The following is a 19,872-nucleotide window of genomic DNA, read 5'->3' as shown; positions in this document are numbered from 1 at the left end:
CTATTCTTTCTCTTTCTAAAAGCTTAACATAGTCTGATAAGCACTTCATTTTATAACTCATTTCATCTTTTTTTCGACCAATATTTAGCTAGTATAGGACCAGTAATATTATGAACAAAGCTAAATACAGCACCAGGAACAGCAGCTATCGGATTAAAATGTAGCGTAGCTAATGATACTGCTAGACCAGAATTTTGCATACCTACTTCAATACTAACTGCTTTTTGATCTTGTCTATCTAATTTTAAAAGTCGTGCTAACCAATAACCGATTGTGTAACCTAACACGTTATGTAAAATAACTACTATGAAAATTAATAAACCCGTTGTCAAAATTTGGCGCTTACTTCCTCCTACTACAATAGCTAAAATCATAGATATCGCAATTACCGATATAATTGGCAATGCTGTAGAAGCTGTTTCAGCAATTCGACGATTGATAAGTTGTAATATAATCCCAATTGCTATAGGAATTAAAACTACTTGAATAACTGACCATAACATACTCAAGAAAGATACTTCTAACCACTCATTCGCAAATAAATATATTAATGCTGGCGTAACTATAGGGGCTAGTAATGTAGAAACAGTTGTAATCGACACAGAAAGCGCCACGTTGGCTTTCGCTAAATAACTCATTACATTACTTGATGTTCCTCCAGGACAGCATCCAACTAATATCACACCGATAGCTATGTCCGGTGGTAAATGGAATGACTTAGCTATAATAAAAGCTAATGTTGGCATAATACTAAATTGTAGCAAAACACCTATAATGACTGCCCTAGGTGTTTTAAATACCATTTTGAAATCATTAGGCGTAATCGTTAAACCCATACCTAACATGACAATACCAAGTAAATAAGGTACCCATTTACCTAATGTTGCTACTTGTTGTGGAAAAATAAATCCTACAATTGCTGCAAGCAACATCCATACCAAGAAACTTTTTGTCGCAAATGCACTTAATCTTTGAAACATTAGTAACACTCCCTAGTTGATAATATTGAAAAATATTACCATAAGTCAATTAACGTTACAATTACTTTTCAGAAAATTAAGAAAAAATGAGTGATTTAACTATTCCGTTCTTGCTTTATGATTAGTTTTAAAAATTATTTAAACTTCATTCAAAAGTCTTAGTGAATGAAGAAAAAAAGCGTGGTAAAATCAACTTGAACAAAATTAAGTCACCTTTATACACACTTAAAGTGTCTTTAATGTCATGTATTCCTCGGGAGGTCCTCACATGTTAATTGATAAATTCGAAACATACATTATCAACATCGCTGGTTTAAACGACCGCGCCACTAGAAAAAAATTAAATAAATTATGCAAAAGTATACAATTCTGTGATGCCTTGCAATTTTCTATAAACAAACAATTTAATCAATATGTACTAGAAATCAGTTTACCTAAACAACAATTGCCATATTTTATTTCATTTTTAAGTTTTCATCAGTACAGTATTTACCAAGTGTTATTACCGAAAAAAATTAATGAATTGCTTGATTCAGATAACTTATATCAATCTGCGAAACGCTTCGATATTAGTATCGATGGATTACAAGATGCATTTATCAAAGATAAAGTGATAGATATTATGAATATGTTCCAAAACCATACAGATATTACATATACATTAAATAAATCACATGCGCATATCATATGTACGCCAGAAACATTTGCCAAAATATTGCATACGATTGCAACTAGAAATATTGATATTCTATCTGCAAACTACAGATCTTCATCTTTAAGTAAAGTTCGCATTTCATAATAAAAAACACATCAATACGATAATCATTTACATTGCTATCGTATATCGATGTGTCTTTTTTTGAATTATTTTTCGTCTGATGATTGTTCTTCAACCAATTGTTCAAATGCCTCACGTACTTGCGGTACAGTCATACCTACAACAACTTGGATACTCTTACCACTTTTCACTAATCCATGTGCCATTTGCTGACGTGTAAAGTAATCTGTATCTGCTACTTTATTCTCATCATAGACCGTTAGACGTAATCTTGTCGTACAGTTTGTGACATCTTTAATGTTTTCTTTGCCACCTAATCCTTCTAAATAATATACAGCTTTTTCTTCATATTCATTACCTGTAGACTTAGATTTTGATGCTGTATCTTCACCTTTTTTATTTTTATAATCTTGTTTAGAGAATAACTTAACCTCTTCTTCCATTTTCTTACGCCCAGGTAAAGGAATATCAAATTTCAAAATTAGGAATCTGAATAAGAAGAAATAAATTGCTACAAAGATTAAGCCAATAATAACTTGAGCAACATAAGTCCCCCAATGTTCTTTACCTAATGGTAACCAGTTTGTTGAAATAAAGTCTAACAAACCACCACCCATATTACCTACAACACCAAATGCGTACATTAATGTATCCATAGATGCTGCTAAAACTGCATGTAAAACAAACAAGTATGGTGCGATGAATAAGAATGTAAATTCTAGTGGCTCAGTAATACCTACAACTACCGCTGTTAAAGTTGCAGGAATAAGTAAAGCTGCCACTTTTTTACGATTTTCTTTCGGTGTTGTTGCATACATTGCTAAAGCAATACCTAAACAACCAAATACTTTCCCATTACCTTGTAACATAAAGCCATAAGGGAATTGTTCTTTTAATGGTTTACTACTCTTAGCAAACTCATTTAAATGTTGTAACCACTCTGCTTTTAAACCATGATTAACTACTACTGGACCAACTTCAATTGGTGCATAAATAAAATGATGTAAGCCTGTTGGTATTAATACACGTTCCAAGAAGTGATACAACCAAACACCAATATATCCAGAAGCAATTATAAAGTGTTGCATTGAACCAATACCATGTTGAACTGTTGGCCAAATAACACATGTAATAGCTGCTAACGGTAACATAACAAAGAATGAAATCGTTACAACAAATGTTAAGCCTTGGAATACGCCAACCATTTCCGGAAGACGTTTGCTATAATATCTATTATGGATCCACGTAATAATTGCCGAAATAATAATACCGCCAAGTATATTTGTATCTAAAGTAGCAATACCTGCTATTGATTTTAATCCAGGTACATTCTCAACACCTTTTTCCAAATTTGCGCCAAACGTATGTGGCCATTGCGTTAAAATAGCGTTTATAAATGTATTAAACATTAAGTACCCCATCAATGCTGCAAGCGCTGCATGCCCAGGTGCTTTTTTAGCTAATGAAAGAGGTAATCCTACTACAAATACAACCTCCATATGCGTGAAAATAACCCAGCCACCAGATTCTATTACTGACCAAAATTTAAACCAAAACGTATGCTGATCTGCTAAACTCCCCATGATTGTCGGATTTTTAAATAATGTCGCAAAGCCAAGTACTATCCCAAAAAAAGCGAACATTAATACCGGTACAATCATTGCACTACCGAAACGTTTTATCGCATTCATCTTCTTTTCCCTCCAAATCGTCTTTCCTTACATGGCATCCATTTAGATATTTTTATAAATAGATGACTTACTATTTAAATATAATATATAGTAAACGCTTACACGCCCACAACGACATTGACGTATTTTGAAAGTATTTTGTATAATCAGATTATCTTTTCATATGGTGAAAATTTTTTCATAATCATTTATTATGCATATTGAACAGCATTTGTAGTTACTTCATATGCATAATTGTTTAGTTATCAGAATTGTTATAAGTACAAACATACTAGTTGTTCATGATTTATTAAAACAATCTTATATATGTCGTTACATTATAGCTATATATTGAATATCATTTTCCGAACTCGTGCTTTCAATACGCATCAAACCGCTTAGTTATTTGTCTGTTTTTTAATATTATCAACTTAAATTTACTGTAAAACTGATATACACTATATTTTATTTTAAGGAGGTTGCATATGTTTTTAGATGAACACATTAATAGAAACTTTGACAAACTTAATGATAACGACTTACAAATTGCGCATTATATTAATACACATATTGATGAATGTAAAAATATGAAGATTCATGATTTAGCTCAATACACACATGCTTCCAATGCGACAATTCACAGGTTCACTCGTAAATTAGGATTTGATGGTTATAGCGATTTTAAATCTTACTTAAAATTCGAAAGTAACAAAACACATCAACTTCCCTCGAATTCTATTGATAGTTTTAAGCAAGAAATTGACAGTACATTCAACTATTTAGAACGTGTCGATTACCAATGCATCGCCCAAAAAATGGACTCTGCATCAACGATATATTTATTCGGTACTGGGCGTGCGCAGTTAAATGTAGCTTCAGAAGCACAACGAATTTTATTAACATTACATAATCATGTCATCGTACTTCATGATCAACACGAGCTTAAAATGATTTTGAATAAGAGTGATGCTAATGATTTATTCTTTATTATTTCATTATCCGGCGAAACACATGAATTGTTTGAAGTAACAAACTTACTACAACTCAGACAAAAATATTTTATTTCAGTTACAACAATGAAAGATAATACACTTGCACAAAAAGCAAATTACAATGTTTATGTTTCTAGCAACACATTCTACCTGACTGATGGTACTGACTATTCTAGCTTCATTAGTTATCATATATTCTTTGAAACACTTGTTAGAAAATATAATGAATATTTGCAACATGGTGAGATTTCAAATTAGAAAAAAGGAAGTTATGATTTAATGGCTGTGAGCCTATCATAACTTCCTTTTGTCATATTATTGTTGTGTTGTTGCAATTACATGATACATTTTATCGAACATTAATTCGAAGCCATGCACCATGGCATCATGATATTCTTTTTTCTTTTGTTTATACTCTAAATTAGTAAATCGTCTTTCTTTTTCAACTAATGAACGATAATAAAACAACATTTGTGTACCACCCGTTTCACGTTCGAAAAACTCTACTTCAATGATATCTTGCTCTTCACTTAGTCCGGGCATACCTATAGTCATTTTTATATATTCATCCATAACTAATGATTCATAAATGCCTTCAATCACATTCACTTTACCGTTTCGTTGCTGATCAACAATACGATATTTCCCGCCTTCTTTAACATCCGCTTCTATTTCTTTATTAGTTCTTGCTGATGTCATAAACCATTGCTTTAACAAATCTGTCTTTGTCCAGGCTTCGTATACTAATTCTGGTGAAAATTTATAAAGTTTTTCTATTTCGACTTCGACATGTTCATTTTCTACATTAAATTTTGCCACTGTTGTCCACCCACTTTCGCTCTTACTATTATTTTAACGCATTTTAACTCAGTTCCAAACATAGATGATTTTAAATTTTAAAAGATTGGCATTATACAGTGAGTACAACGTTGTCTGTTAGTAGTATCACAAACCATTTTACTTGGATTCATCGATACTTAGTGACACATTAATAAACGTCCTAGTCTCTACAATGTTAATAATGGCAGTCATTGACTGAAGAACAATGTGTCTGGAATAAACTTTTTTCAATTCTAGTCAACCTTGTCGGCGAGGCCCCAACAAAGAGAAATTGGATTTCCCATTTCTACAGGCAATGTAGGTTGGGGTGCGGGGGCCCCAACACAGGGAATTTCGAAAAGAAATTCTACAGGTAATGCAAGTTGGGGTGCGGGGCCCCAACACAGGGAATTTCGAAAAGAAATTCTACATGCAATGCAAGTTGGGGTGACAACGATAAAGAAATACTTTTTATTTAGAAATTAGTCTTTATTATGCCTCCATTTTACTCATATATTCCTATTTTTAAGTACACATGAGCTGTGGCTAATGTGTAAGAACAACTACATAATAAATCATTAGCGGTTCTTTATCATTTCTATCCCACTCCATCATGATTCGAATTCTTTTTTAGTTTTGGAAAATTAAATATAATCGCTACAAGACCACATACACCTAATAAAATTGGATAAATACTATAAGGGAACAACATTAATGGTGAGATTCCAGCAACGCCTGCTGCAGATATAACTTGTGGACTATATGGCAATAGTCCTTGAAAACAACCGCCGAAAATATCTAAAATACTTGCAGATTTTCTTGGATCCACTTCATATTCATCAGCAATATTTTTAGCTAATGGTCCTGACATGATAATTGAAATGGTATTATTTGCAGTAGCAATATCGGCTACACTTACTAAACTAGCAATACCAAGTTCAGCACCACGTTTTGATTTTACTTTTGAACGAACAAATTGTAATAACCATTGAATACCACCATTATGTTGAATGATACCAACTAATCCACCAATCAATAGCGCAATCATCGCAATATCTTCCATACTTATGATCCCTTTTGAAATAGCATCTAAAAGTCCCATCCAACCAAATGAACCATCCATTAAGCCTATAATACCAGCCAATAATGTGCCGCCAATTAGTACGATAATCACATTGACACCTAATAATGCCAACACTAATACTATTATGTAAGGGACAACTTTAATTAAATCATAATCATAGTTTTTGGCGTGATTTAATGAGATACCATTGGTTAAGAAATACAGGATAACAATTGTTAAAATAGCTCCCGGCAATACAATTTTAAAATTGACTCTGAATTTATCTTTCATTTTTGTATGTTGTGTTCTAACAGCAGCAATTGTTGTATCTGAAATCATTGAAAGGTTATCACCGAACATCGCACCGCCAACAACAGTTGCCATTGCCAAAGCAGTTGGTACATCTGTCGCTTGTGCAAAGCCATAGCCAACAGGCGCTATTGCAGCAACTGTACCTACTGATGTTCCCATCGATATCGATACAAACATACATATAACAAATAATCCTACAATAATTAAATTTTCAGGGATGAGTGATAGTCCTAAATTAACAGTCGACTTCACACCGCCCATTTTTTCAGCTGTGTTTGAAAATGCACCTGCTAAAATAAAAATTAACATCATCAAAATAATGTTTGAATGACCCGCACCTTTTGTAAATACTTCAACTTTTTTAGCAAATGATTCTTTTCTATTCATTAATAATGCCACGATAACCGTAATCGTAATCGCAACATTTAAAGGCATAGAAGTAAAATCACCAGTGATAATACCTACGCCTAAAAACAACATCACAAATAATAACAAGGGGAATAATGCCCAAGCATTGCTCTTTTTATGTTCTTCCATCCTTTTTACCTGCTTTCCAATAAAAATACCTCTTTCTCACAAAAATGAAGAAAGAGGTTTTCATGTACATTACCTGCTTATCTTCAAACCATTACGGTTACTGGAATTGGCACATTCGAAATGTTGCCGAGGATTCATAGGGCCAGTCCCTCCACCTCTCTAGATAAGTGATTCTTATTTACGTTTACGTTACAAGATAATGCTTAGTACGTCAATCATAAATTAATCAGAAGTCGTATAATATTTTTCATACACAATTATTGCGATTGTAATAACAACCAAAATAATAATGCTAATCGCCAGTAAGAGCCACCATTTAAGCATTAATGCAATTAAAATAAGAATGATAGACACACATACTGATGTTACAAAGATAACTTTACATTGTTGTACTCGTTGTTTTGAAATGACTTTCAATTGCTTGTTTGATATATGTGCATTTCTTAAATTGATACCTAGAATACTTTCTAATATTGTAATCGATATCATACTTATTATAAATATGATAATTGGTATAAGATCATAATCACCTATAGTTAATGCATAAATACAAAATCCAATGTACAGTAATCCTGAGACAACACCCAAAAAGTATGCGACGTGTTTATTAAATTTAATTTTGTTTTCTTTAATATTTTTATGCGTGATCCATACATTCATAAAAATTGCCAGTGCTACAAATAGTATGAATACTATATATAATGCTAATTTTTGCTCAGAAAAAGCAGTCTCTATTCCTAAGGCTAATGCTAAAATCAAAAATAATATAACTCTAAATACTATTAAAACCATAATAACACCCCCTTTGTTTATTATCGGCTTAATAAATTTATGTTGGGCATCATATCTAAGTATAATATTTCTATGTCGTTTACCTTATCGTAACATATAAATACTTTGATATTTTATATAAAACATAGTATTTTCTATTTGTTCGGCTGAGCATTTCAATTTCCTAGAAGCTTTAATACATCGCAATTAACACATTTGAATTCCAACTTCTACTACACTGCCAATAGCGAGATTAACTTTCAAATTATCGTTTATATATGGTACATCAAAAAAAGCCGATAAAGACCCATATCTTTATCGACTTATATCTACTATATAAATTAACTTCATTTTTTCGCTTATTATTATACTATTTCAATTAAAAACTCATTCAGACCTAATCTATTTGTACACCACCGCTAACACCAAATACTTGTCCAGTTGTGTAACTTGAATCTTCTGAAGCCAATAATACATACGTACCAGATAATTCGACAGGTTGACCTGCACGACCTAGAGGTGTTTTTTGTCCAAATGTCGGAATGTTACTTTGAGGTTGACCCCCTGAAATTTGTAACGGTGACCAGAATGGCCCAGGCGCCACACAATTCACTCTAATACCTTTAGGTCCAAGTTCTTCTGAAAAACTTTTAGTTAATGAAATAATAGCTGCTTTTGAAGCGGCATAATCATGAAGAATAGGACTAGGATTATAACCTTGTACCGATGATGTCGTCGTAATTGACGCACCTGGTTTTAAATATTCCAATGCTTTCTGAACTGTCCAAAATACCGGATAGACATTCGTTTCAAATGTTTCTGAAAATGCATCTGTTGTAAACCCTTGAATATCATCATGATATTGTTGATGTCCTGCGACTAGTGTGACATTATCTAAACCATCTAATTCTCTAAATGCTTGTTCTACAAGATCATAATTAAATTGTTCATCTCTTATATCGCCAGGAATTAACACAGCCTTTTGACCGCTTTCTTCAATTACTTGGCGTACTTCTTGAGCATCTTGTTCTTCACTCGGAAGATAGTTAATCGCTACATCTGCACCTTCTTTGGCATAAGCAATTGCTGCTGCCCGTCCAATTGCTGAATCGCCACCTGTGACTAACATTTTATAGCCTTGTAAACGTTGGTGACCTTGATATGATGTTTCACCGCAATCAGGTGCTGGCGTCATTTCAGATTGTAAACCCGGTACTTCTTGTTCTTGCTTTTCGTAATCTGTTGTTTTGAATTTTGTTCTAGGATCTTGAGCTGCCATTTTTTAACATCTCCTCAATTGATTAATAATTATTAATTACCCAACCTTACCTAGCACTTAATCATCATTTTCACTAAAAATCACTTTTTTCTCTAAAAGCCAATCATATTTACTGTTACAATAGTCTTTTTATAAATTCAACGAAGTATTCTGGTACTTTTTCTAAGATTCTTTCATCAGGTTCATATTTAGGATGATGTAAATCGTATTCACTATTCGAACCTATTAAAGCAAAGACACTTGGATAATATTTACTATATCCAGAAAAATCTTCGCCGATTGTCAACGGTTGATTCATCATTTTCACTTTATAACCAACTTGCTGCGCCACTTCTATAGCTTTATATGTTAAAGTTTCATCATTAATAACAGCACCTGGTAATTTTGTATAATTTAAATTAATCGTCATATTATACGTTTTACCTAGGCCATCCGCAATATCACGTAATCGTTGTTCTATAAGCGTCCGCACCTTAGGATCAAAACTACGTACCGTGCCTTGCACATATGCATGATCTGCAATAACATTCCAAGTATTACCACATGATACTTGTCCAATTGTTACCACAGCTTCATCAAATGCTGATAGATTTCTACTAACTATGGATTGAATACTATTAATCAGTTGAGCCAGTACAATAACAGGATCATTACATTGTTCTGGCTTAGCAGCGTGACCTCCAATTCCTTTAATATGAAACTCAAACCGATCAACTGCTGATGTAATCGCACCAGTTTTGATTGCAAATGTATCTGTAGGATACGAAGGATTATTATGAAAACCTAAAACTGCTTGCACATCATCTAATGCATGCGTCTCAATAATCTTAAATGCACCATAACCTAATTCCTCAGCTGGTTGAAAAATAAATTTAACACGTCCGTTAAGTGTATCCTCAAATTCTTTTAATTTAATAGCCGTTGCTAATACACTCGCCATATGGATGTCATGCCCGCACGCATGCATAACGCCTTCATTTTCAGATTTAAAATCCTGTTCTACAAGTTCTTGTATTGGTAGTGCATCAATATCAGCTCTCACAGCTACGCAACTTGAACCTTGACCTATTTCAGCAATAAGCCCAGTCGCAAGTGGTAAGTCTAATACTGTAACATGATGCTCAGTTAAAATATCCTTAATTTTTTGAGTTGTATTAAACTCCTGTTCCGACAATTCTGGATGTTGGTGAAAATATCTTCGCCATTCAATAACTTCATTCAATGTTGTCATCATTAACACGCCCCTTTTTCGAAATAAATTGCCATAGATAATAAACAACTGCGCCAACAATGACTCCAATTGCTAAATTATTTGTAAGTAAAATTAGTAACATAGTAAATAACATTAACGTCCCGTTTTTAATCGGAGAAGACTTCATGTGTGACCACGTTCTTCTATCAAACGTATTTAAGGACACACTGACTAATACAACAGCAAGTACAACCATAGGAATATGTTCAATCACTGGACTTAAAAGCTCCACACATAATAATAAAAATATTCCAGTAGATAAAGTAGCAAGACGACTTGTAGCACCCATACGATAAAAATATTTAGACTGTCCAACTAATCCACTTGATCCATAGCCCCCTAAAAATCCAATAAGTAAATTACTTATCCCTTGGCTAATAATTTCGTTATTTTTATTTGTTTTTGAATTTGTTAAATCATCTATCATTTGATTTGTTAAGTGTGTCTGAATAACGGAGATTACTGCCATAGTCGTGCCATATACCAACACAATTTTAAGTGAAGACCAGTGCCAAAATTCATTTGGAACATGAATAGTAGGTAATACAATTTGAATTTGCGCTAAATCGTAAACATATAATAATTTAGGTTTTAATGAGTATGCTCCTATAGATATAACTATAATTGCAACCAATGGCGAAGGTATAACTTTGATAAATTTGGTAGATACAATCATAACAATGACTGTCAAAATTGCAGTAACATAAGTAGCAATTGATATTCCAAATATGTATTTCACTTGTGTAACTAAAAGTAGTATTCCTAGTGCATTCATAAATCCTATAACAACAGTATCTGGTATTAATTTTAACAATCTATTTATATGCGCTAATCCTAATATTATTAGTAGTATTCCCATAACTACAGTTGCAGCAAATAAGTATTCTGTACCATACTTTATTACTAATGGAGCGGCAACAATCGAAATCCCACTACTCGGACCAGAAACCATTGCCAATCTTTTTCCGAAAATACCCATTAAGAACATCATCAACCCACAGGTCATTAATCCTATCGACGGATTTATATGAACTATAAAAGAAAATGCAATTGCGACAGGCAATAACGCTAATGCTAATAAGACGCCTACCAATATATTTTGACTATAATGACCTTGCCATGATTCAATGTACTTTCTAATTTTTATGTCAGTCATCAAATCATCCCCTTCTATATTATCATCGTATCACTATTGTCAAATTATTCTTACAATTACTGAATTCGCATTACTATAAAACCAGCACCAAAAAAGCTCTAAACATCAAATCTTATCAATGCTTAGAGCTTTCTTATAATTTATGATTTAAAAGTTAACGGGTTATCTACTATAACTTTACCGTCTTTGATTACTTTTTCAGCGTGATTAATTCCAAAATGATATGGAATATATTCATGATTTGGAGCATCCCAAATAACTAAATTTGCTTTGTCGCCTTGGTTGATAGTACCCGCTTCTATATCTATTGCTTTAGCAGCGTTGACCGTAACAGCATTCCACACTTCACTAGGCGAAAGCTTTAATTTCAATGCTGCTATGGCCATAACAAGTTGCAAGTTATTCGTAACACTACTTCCTGGATTATAATCAGTAGCAAGTGCGATGGCACCATTATTGTCAAGCATACCTCTCGCATCTGCATAATCTTCTTTGCCTAAATAAAATGTTGTAGCAGGCAATAGAACTGCAACTGTATCACTGTTTCTAAGTTTTTCTTTACCTTTGTCACTCGAAGCTACTAAGTGATCAGCTGATATCGCTTGCTCATCAATAGCTAATTCTAACCCACCTAACGGATCAATTTCATCAGCATGTATTTTCACTTTAAAACCTGCTTCTTTCGCTTTTTTCATATAGTGTTTTGACTGCTCTATTGTAAACACACCTGTTTCACAAAAAATATCTGCAAAGTCCGCATATTGTTTTACTTCTGGAAGTAAATCAATCATCTCTTCTAAAAATGCTTCATTTGAATCTGCTTCCTTAGGTACAGCATGTGGCCCTAAGAAAGTGTGTTTCATATCCAAGTTATATTTTTCAGCTAAGCGATTAGAAACTTTCAGCTGTTTAAGTTCATTTTCTTTATCTAAACCATAACCACTTTTACTTTCAACTGCAAGCACGCCGTGTTTAATCATAGTTAGCAAGTCATGCTCTGCTTTTTTAAATAAATCATCTTCAGAAGTCTCTCTAGTAGCTTTAACTGTTGATAAAATACCGCCACCCATTTCTAATATTTCTAAGTAAGACTTACCTTGACGTTTTAATGACATCTCATGTTCTCTAGAACCACCAAATGTTAAATGTGTATGTGCATCTACTAATGCCGGGGACACTACCTTCCCACTAGCATCAATTGTTTCAGTCGCATTATAGTGATTTGTATGTGGTCCCGCATAAACAATATTTCCATTTTTAATAACAACTGTACCATTTTTTACAACGTTTAAATCATTTAATTCTTTACCCTTCAATGGTTTATCTGTTGATTTTGGTAAAATCAGTTCTGCTATATGATTTATTATTAAATCATTCATTATTTATCACCTGCTTCATCAATCATTGGAATATGAATGCCTTTTTCTTTAGCTGTTTGAATCGCAATATCATAACCTGCATCAACATGTCTAGCAACACCCATACCTGGATCAGTTGTAAGAACGCGTCCTAACCTTCTTTCAGCACGTTCTGTACCATCAGCAACAACAACCATACCAGCATGTAATGAATAACCCATTCCTACACCGCCACCATGATGGAATGAAATCCATGAACCACCTGCTGCTGTGTTAATTAAAGCATTCAATACAGCCCAATCACCAACTGCATCACTGCCATCTTTCATACTTTCCGTTTCGCGGTTTGGACTCGCAACTGATCCTGCATCCAAATGATCTCGTCCAATAACAATTGGTGCTGAAATTTCGCCGTCACGTACAAGTCTATTTAATGCTAAGCCCATTTTCGCTCTTTCGCCATAGCCTAACCAAGCTATACGAGATGGTAGTCCTTGATATGCGATTTTTTCTTCAGCCAAATCTAACCATCTTAATAACTTTTCATTTTCCGGGAAAAGTTTACGCATTTCTTCATCGGCGCGTTCAATATCTTTCGGATCACCACTTAACGCAGCAAATCGGAATGGCCCTTTACCTTCACAGAATAATGGTCTAATGTAAGCTGGTACAAATCCTGGGAAATTAAAAGCATTTTCTACACCATTATTGTATGCCACTTGACGAATATTATTTCCATAATCAAATGCCACAGCTCCTCGTTTTTGGAATTCCAGCATTAATTCAACATGTTTTGCCATTGATGCTTGAGAAAGTTCTACGTATTTTTTAGGATCTATTTCACGCAATTCTCTCGCTTCTGCTACAGAGTATCCTTGTGGCACATATCCATTTAATGGGTCGTGAGCACTTGTTTGATCTGTAATAATGTCAATTTTGAACCCTTTATCTAAAATCGCTTGATGAATATCTACTGCATTGCCAACCAATCCAATGGATAGTCCTTCACCACGTTCTTTCGCTTCTTGTGCTAATTTTAATGCTTCATCTAAATCAGCTGTTTTAACATCACAATATTTCGTATCAATTCGTTTATCAACACGTGTTTCATCAACATCAACACAAATTGCAACACCATGGTTCATTGTAATTGCAAGTGGTTGTGCACCACCCATACCACCTAAACCAGCTGTCAATGTTACTGTACCGGCTAAATCTCCATTAAAATGTTGGTTACCTAACTCTGCAAACGTCTCATAAGTACCTTGTACAATTCCTTGGGAACCAATGTAAATCCAACTACCAGCTGTCATTTGTCCATACATTATTAAGCCCTTTTTATCTAATTCATTAAAGTGATCCCAGTTTGCCCATTCTGGTACTAATACTGAGTTTGAAATTAACACACGCGGTGCCTCTTCATGTGTTTTAAATACAGCAACTGGTTTCCCGGATTGTACTAACATTGTTTCATCAGCTTCTAATTCACGTAACGTTTTTTCAATTGCTTCAAATGATTCCCAATTACGTGCAGCTTTACCAATTCCGCCATAAACTACTAAATCTTCAGGCCTTTCAGCAACTTCTGGATCTAAATTGTTATATAGCATTCTAAGAACTGCTTCTTGTTCCCAACCTTTACATTCAATACTTAAACCTTTTTTTGCTTGAATTTTTCTCATAAAATTCGCTCCTGTTCATTTAAGAAGTTTGGTTATCAAATTAAAACGCTTACACTTTTATCCTCAATATTCATTATATTATGTTAAAATATAACCAACAAATATAAATAAACTAATTATTCATAGCTTAAATCTATAAATAAAGGAGCATAATCCAATGAAAATTATTCAGTTAGAATACTTCTTAGCTATCGTAAAATACAATAGTTTTACAAAAGCTGCTCAATTTTTACATATTAGCCAACCATCTTTAACTGCAACTATTAAAAAGATGGAAGCAGATTTAGGTTATGACTTATTTACACGGTCAACTAAAGATATCAAAATTACTGAAAAAGGCATTCAATTTTACCGCTATGCAATCGAATTGGTTCAACAATACCATTCTACAATGGAAAAAATGTACGATTTAAACGTTACATCAGAACCAAGAATTAAAATTGGAACTCTAGAATCTACCAATCAATGGATTGCTAATTTAATCCGCAAACACCACTCAGATTATCCAGAACAACAGTACCGCTTATACGAAATACATGATAAATATCAATCTATTGAATGTTTATTAAACTTCGATATACATTTAGCTTTAACGAACGAAAAAATTACCCATGAAGATATAAAATCAATTCCATTATACGAAGAGTCTTATATTGTTTTAGCACCTAAAGAAACATTTAATAATCAAAGTTGGGTCGACGTTGAAAACCTGCCACTCATTTTGCCAAATAAAAATTCACAAGTACGAAAACATTTAGATGATTATTTTAATAGAAGAAACATTCGACCAAATGTGGTTGTAGAGACAGATCGATTCGAATCTGCAGTAGGATTTGTTCATCTCGGTTTAGGTTATGCAATAATACCAAGGTTTTATTACCAATCATTTAACACCTCTAATTTAGAATATAAAAAAATTCGCCCCAATTTAGGACGGAAAATATATATAAATTACCATAAAAAGCGCAAACACTCAGAACAAGTGCATACTTTCGTTCAACAGTGCCAAGAATATTTAGAGGGTCTTTAACTTTAGTTATTAGAGCCTCTTATGCTGTTGCATAGCCAACTGTAAACCATTTGTTCTTAACTTTAGTTATTAGAGCCTCTTATGCTGTTGCGTAGCCAACTGTAAACCATTTGTTCTTAATTTTAGTTATTAGAGCCTCTTATACAGTTGCACAGTCAACTGTATAAGAGCATATGTGACGTTTCAATATAATTATGCAAAACAGTTTGTTTTTAATATGCTAAGAAAGAAGTGAACACGTTGTTAAAATCAATTAATCATATATGTTTTTCAGTTAGTAATTTAAACAATTCTATACATTTTTATAAAGATATTTTATGTGGCGAGTTATTATTAAGCGGAAATAAAACTGCTTATTTCAACATTGCAGGACTATGGATTGCATTAAACGAAGAAAAAGATATCCCACGTAATGAAATTCAACTTTCATATACACATATAGCTTTTACTATAGATGAAAATGAATTTAATTATTGGTATCAAAGATTAAAAAATAATAAAGTAAATATCTTAGAAGGCAGAGTCAGAGATGTTAGAGATAAGCAATCAATTTACTTTACTGACCCTGATGGTCATAAGCTTGAATTACATACTGGCACACTTGAAAATAGACTGAATTATTATAAAAGTACTAAACCACATATGACTTTTTATAAGTAAGTCGTCATTAAAAAATTTGAATTCTGCTTAAAACTTATGGTCATCAATCACGAGGAACAATTCCAATAACCTTCTTGTATTATTCATACAATACCCAAAGAACAAAAACTAGCAGTAAGATGACTTCTAATCAGAAATCTTCTTACTGCTAATATCTTTCAAACATAACAATGCTTATATACTTACTAATATGAATTTGACACATACTACCTTTACCACAAATCTCATTACATATAATATTTATAAAATTATTTTAAAAAGTGATGCACTAAATTAGCAACGAGCTTTGCAGTTCTATTGTCTGCGTCATATGTCGGATTCATCTCTGCAATACTTATAGAAGTCACCTTATCACTAGGAATAATTCGTTTAGCCAATTCAAAGACCGTATGCGGGTACAAACCTAATACTGCGGGCGCACTTACTCCTGGTGCAAATGCACTATCAATGACATCCATACAAATTGTAAACATAATGATGTCATGTTCATGTATAAACCGCTCAATCATATCTTTAATAGGTGGCGATACGTGATTTAATAATTCATCTGCAAAGACATAATCAATCTTCTTCTCTTTAGCATAATCAAATAAACTTTGCGTATTACCGCCTTGAGCTATACCAAGAACTAAGTAATCGGTATTGTCATCCTCTTCTAATATTTGTCTAAAACTCGTACCAGATGTCGATTGTTGTTCAGCACGAGTATCAAAATGCGCATCAATGTTAATTACACCGATTGACTGTGTTGGATAAACTTTTCGAGTTGCTAAATATTGAGCATAAGCAATATCATGTCCACCACCTAATAAAAATGTTTGCCTATGATTAACGATTGATTTTGCTGCAAGTGACGCAAATTCTTTTTGTGTATCAATGAGTTCATTGTAATCATGATAAACATTTCCATAATCGACTAAAGTTTCACATTGATTCAAATCTGGCAATCCAGCAAATGCATGTTTTATCGCATCCGGTCCTTCTTTTGCACCAATACGCCCCTTATTCAAAGCAACACCTTCATCAACGGCATAACCTAATATTCCTACACCAGATGGCGATGCCTTTTTTTTCACTACTGACAAATCTTGAAACGTTACTGTTTGAAAATGTCTAAATTTTTTCGGGTCTGATTCACTATCTAATCTTCCAGTCCATAAGTTTGGTTCACCTAGCTTATACACAGCGTTTCCCCCTCTTATTCAAGTGGCATTTTAATAGTTAAAGTATAACGTAATTTAAATTTTGAATTCAATTCATAGTTAAATTCAAATGTTTATTTACTTATCTAAATAACCTTTACCCCTATTTCCTAGACAATAACGGATAGTTTCGCGATTAATATTAATAAAATACGTCAAGACTATTACATTTTCATTAATATTGACATAGACAATTTATCTATTGGCTTGTAATATGTATAATTGTTACTAAAAGATATTTTGCTTGTTACCTAATGGAGGTTACATATAATGAAAAACAATAAAATTTCTGGTTTTCAATGGGCATTGACTATTTTCGTCTTCTTTGTCATAACAATGGCTCTATCCATTATGCTTAGAGATTTCCAGTCTAAAATTGGTGTAAAACACTTTATATTTGAAGTTACTGATTTAGCACCTTTGATTGCTGCAATCATTTGTATACTCGTTTTCAAATATAAAAAAGTTCAACTTGCAGGTTTAAAGTTCACACTAAGTTTAAAAGTTATTGAGCGTATTTTATTAGCTTTAATTCTACCTTTAATTATTTTGATTATTGGAATGTATAGCTTTAATACCTTTGCTGATAGCTTTATCTTATTACAATCAACAGATTTATCGGTACCTATCACACACATACTAATCGGTCATATTTTAATGGCCTTTGTAGTAGAATTTGGTTTCCGTTCATACTTGCAAAATATTGTTGAAACGAAAATGAACACATTCTTTGCAAGTATCGTTGTTGGTTTGATTTATTCTGTTTTCTCAGCAAATACAACATACGGTACAGAATTTGCAGCCTATAATTTCCTTTATACATTTTCATTCTCAATGATACTTGGTGAATTAATAAGAGCTACAAAAGGACGTACAATTTATATTGCAACTACATTCCATGCTTCTATGACATTTGGACTTGTTTTCTTGTTTAGTGAAGAAATCGGCGACTTATTTTCAATGAAAGTCATTGCGATTTCAACAGCAATCGTTGCGGTAGCATACATTGGATTAAGTTTAATTATCCGAGGTATTGTATACTTAACAACGAAACGAAGTCTTGATGAAGTTGAACCTAATAATTATTTAGACCATATCAATGATGAAACAAAAGCAGAAATCATAAAAGACGACACTGCTACTACTCAAGATCACAAAGCAGAAACAACTGCAAATGCGGGTGCAGTAACTGCAATAACAGCTGATATTGCTAAACACGATAATGTAACTACATCAGATGAAGAAGCAAATGTGAATCTAGAGGATAATCCAACATCAGAAGTAGATAATTCAAAAAATCAATCTGTAGCAACTCAAAACGCAGAAAGTGTAATTGCTCCAGAAGCAATTGAATCAGCAAATCAAGACAAAAACATTCAAAGTGAAGTTGATACAAACTATGCAAATGAAGGTGAAAATCAGGCATTAAAAGAACCTTCAACTTATAAAGATGATCGTCGTTCATCAGTTGTAATCGATGCAGAAAAACATATCGAAAAGACTGAAGAACAATCATCAGACACAAACAAATAATAGCAAAGCGCTTGCTAAATCATCACTTTAAAAGATGATAGCAAGCGCTTTTTATATATTATTTTCCTAAAATTTTCACACCATCTTGTGTACCTACAATAACTTGATCTGCCATATCTAAGAAATAACCTGTCTCAAATACACCAGTTAAATGAATTAAATATTCATGGAATTGATATGGATCAATACCTTCTGGAAGTTGACAGTCTAAAATATAGTTGCCATTATCTGTTATAAAAGCAACATCTTCATTTACACGACGTTCTACTTTAATATCAGCATATGACTCAATTTTACGTAAAATATGATACCAATTAAATTTGTCCACTTCTACTGGCAACTTAAAAGTTTCTCCTAAATATCGTACTATTTTAGTTTCATCAACAACTACAACAAAGCGCGATGCCATTTCATCAATAACTTTTTCTCTAAACAAAGCACCACCACCACCTTTAATAATATTTAAAGACGGATCCACTTCATCTGCACCATCAATTGCTAAATCAATATAATCTACATCATTAATTTCACATATCTTAATGCCTAACTCTTTAGCTAAAAATGCAATTTTATTTGAAGTACAAACACCAGTAATATTGTAACCTCGATTTTTAATTAGTTCCGCTATTTTGGGCAAAAGCAATTCCATTGTACTTCCTGTACCAATTCCAAGTACCATATCACCATTGATTTGGCTTAAAACATCATCCAACGTCATTAACTTAAGTGCTTTGACATCTTTCATGCGGATAGCCTCCCATAATTCTGTAATCTATTCAATTAATATTTTACATGACC

The 19,872-nt window shown here is 33.0% G+C and carries 17 protein-coding genes and 1 riboswitch; of the genes, 5 read left to right on the top strand and 12 right to left on the bottom strand.

The annotated features are described in order from the left end of the window. Nucleotides 1-62 precede the first annotated feature (62 nt). Nucleotides 63-980, bottom strand: a complete 918-nt coding sequence (locus CD116_RS10150; protein ID WP_047425967.1) for a bile acid:sodium symporter family protein — start codon at nt 978-980, stop codon at nt 63-65. Between the two features lie 268 nt (nt 981-1,248). Between CD116_RS10150 and CD116_RS10145 the strand changes: the two genes are divergently transcribed. Then, nucleotides 1,249-1,779, top strand: a complete 531-nt coding sequence (locus CD116_RS10145; RefSeq protein WP_047549705.1) for a hypothetical protein — start codon at nt 1,249-1,251, stop codon at nt 1,777-1,779. Between the two features lie 65 nt (nt 1,780-1,844). Here the strand turns inward: CD116_RS10145 and CD116_RS10140 are convergent, their stop codons facing one another. Further along, nucleotides 1,845-3,449 (bottom strand): alpha-glucoside-specific PTS transporter subunit IIBC, encoded by a 1,605-nt coding sequence (locus CD116_RS10140; RefSeq protein WP_047425963.1) that lies wholly within the window; start codon nt 3,447-3,449, stop codon nt 1,845-1,847. 464 nt (nt 3,450-3,913) lie between these two features. On the opposite strand from CD116_RS10140, the gene CD116_RS10135 reads away from it, so the two are divergent. After that, nucleotides 3,914-4,678 (top strand): MurR/RpiR family transcriptional regulator, encoded by a 765-nt coding sequence (locus CD116_RS10135; RefSeq protein ID WP_047549708.1) that lies wholly within the window; start codon nt 3,914-3,916, stop codon nt 4,676-4,678. A 57-nt stretch (nt 4,679-4,735) separates the two neighbouring features. Here CD116_RS10135 and CD116_RS10130 read toward each other — a convergent pair whose 3' ends face one another. The 8 genes from CD116_RS10130 to hutU form a co-directional block, all read right to left on the bottom strand. Continuing rightward, entirely contained in the window at nt 4,736-5,239 is a 504-nt protein-coding gene (locus CD116_RS10130) for an SRPBCC family protein (protein WP_047549739.1), read from the bottom strand. Nucleotides 5,240-5,837: 598 nt separating this feature from the next. Then, nucleotides 5,838-7,151, bottom strand: coding sequence for a Na+/H+ antiporter NhaC family protein (locus CD116_RS10125; protein ID WP_047549741.1), 1,314 nt, complete (start codon nt 7,149-7,151; stop codon nt 5,838-5,840). Nucleotides 7,152-7,225: 74 nt separating this feature from the next. After that, nucleotides 7,226-7,321, bottom strand: a riboswitch (SAM riboswitch). 52 nt (nt 7,322-7,373) lie between these two features. Then, nucleotides 7,374-7,943: a hypothetical protein gene (locus tag CD116_RS10120; RefSeq protein ID WP_047549744.1), complete on the bottom strand. Its 570-nt coding sequence runs from the start codon at nt 7,941-7,943 to the stop codon at nt 7,374-7,376. 376 nt (nt 7,944-8,319) lie between these two features. Then, complete coding sequence (locus CD116_RS10115) at nt 8,320-9,201, bottom strand: SDR family oxidoreductase (RefSeq protein WP_047549747.1); 882 nt, start codon at nt 9,199-9,201, stop codon at nt 8,320-8,322. Nucleotides 9,202-9,316: 115 nt separating this feature from the next. Then, nucleotides 9,317-10,432, bottom strand: coding sequence for an amidohydrolase (locus tag CD116_RS10110; RefSeq protein ID WP_047550024.1), 1,116 nt, complete (start codon nt 10,430-10,432; stop codon nt 9,317-9,319). After that, nucleotides 10,416-11,609, bottom strand: coding sequence for a SulP family inorganic anion transporter (locus CD116_RS10105; RefSeq protein WP_047529724.1), 1,194 nt, complete (start codon nt 11,607-11,609; stop codon nt 10,416-10,418). The genes CD116_RS10110 and CD116_RS10105 overlap by 17 nt, the downstream gene beginning before the upstream one ends. A 140-nt stretch (nt 11,610-11,749) precedes the next feature. Further along, a complete protein-coding gene (gene hutI, locus CD116_RS10100) occupies nt 11,750-12,988 on the bottom strand; it encodes an imidazolonepropionase (protein WP_047549751.1) in 1,239 nt (412 codons plus the stop codon). Next, entirely contained in the window at nt 12,988-14,649 is a 1,662-nt protein-coding gene (gene hutU, locus CD116_RS10095; protein WP_047529728.1) for a urocanate hydratase, read from the bottom strand. Before hutU ends, hutI begins: the two co-directional genes overlap by 1 nt. A 157-nt stretch (nt 14,650-14,806) precedes the next feature. On the opposite strand from hutU, the gene CD116_RS10090 reads away from it, so the two are divergent. Further along, complete coding sequence (locus tag CD116_RS10090; protein ID WP_047549754.1) at nt 14,807-15,679, top strand: LysR family transcriptional regulator; 873 nt, start codon at nt 14,807-14,809, stop codon at nt 15,677-15,679. A gap of 240 nt (nt 15,680-15,919) precedes the next feature. Then, nucleotides 15,920-16,339, top strand: coding sequence for a FosB/FosD family fosfomycin resistance bacillithiol transferase (gene fosB, locus CD116_RS10085; protein WP_047529730.1), 420 nt, complete (start codon nt 15,920-15,922; stop codon nt 16,337-16,339). Between the two features lie 248 nt (nt 16,340-16,587). Here the strand turns inward: fosB and hutG are convergent, their stop codons facing one another. Beyond that, nucleotides 16,588-17,523, bottom strand: coding sequence for a formimidoylglutamase (gene hutG, locus CD116_RS10080; RefSeq protein ID WP_047425940.1), 936 nt, complete (start codon nt 17,521-17,523; stop codon nt 16,588-16,590). A 288-nt stretch (nt 17,524-17,811) separates the two neighbouring features. On the opposite strand from hutG, the gene sdpC reads away from it, so the two are divergent. Next, entirely contained in the window at nt 17,812-19,074 is a 1,263-nt protein-coding gene (gene sdpC, locus CD116_RS10075; RefSeq protein WP_047549758.1) for a peptidoglycan release complex CPBP-like subunit SdpC, read from the top strand. A gap of 58 nt (nt 19,075-19,132) precedes the next feature. On the opposite strand, the gene CD116_RS10070 is transcribed toward sdpC, so the two are convergent. Beyond that, a complete protein-coding gene (locus CD116_RS10070; RefSeq protein WP_047549761.1) occupies nt 19,133-19,819 on the bottom strand; it encodes a ribose 5-phosphate isomerase A in 687 nt (228 codons plus the stop codon). Between the last annotated feature and the right edge of the window lie 53 nt (nt 19,820-19,872).

The sequence above is a fragment of the Staphylococcus schweitzeri genome (genome assembly GCF_002902405.1).
In the GTDB taxonomy this organism is placed as follows: Bacteria; Bacillota; Bacilli; order Staphylococcales; family Staphylococcaceae; genus Staphylococcus; species Staphylococcus schweitzeri.
The sequence above is the reverse complement of the archived record's forward strand: the minus strand, read 5'-3'. Positions and strand labels throughout refer to the sequence as shown.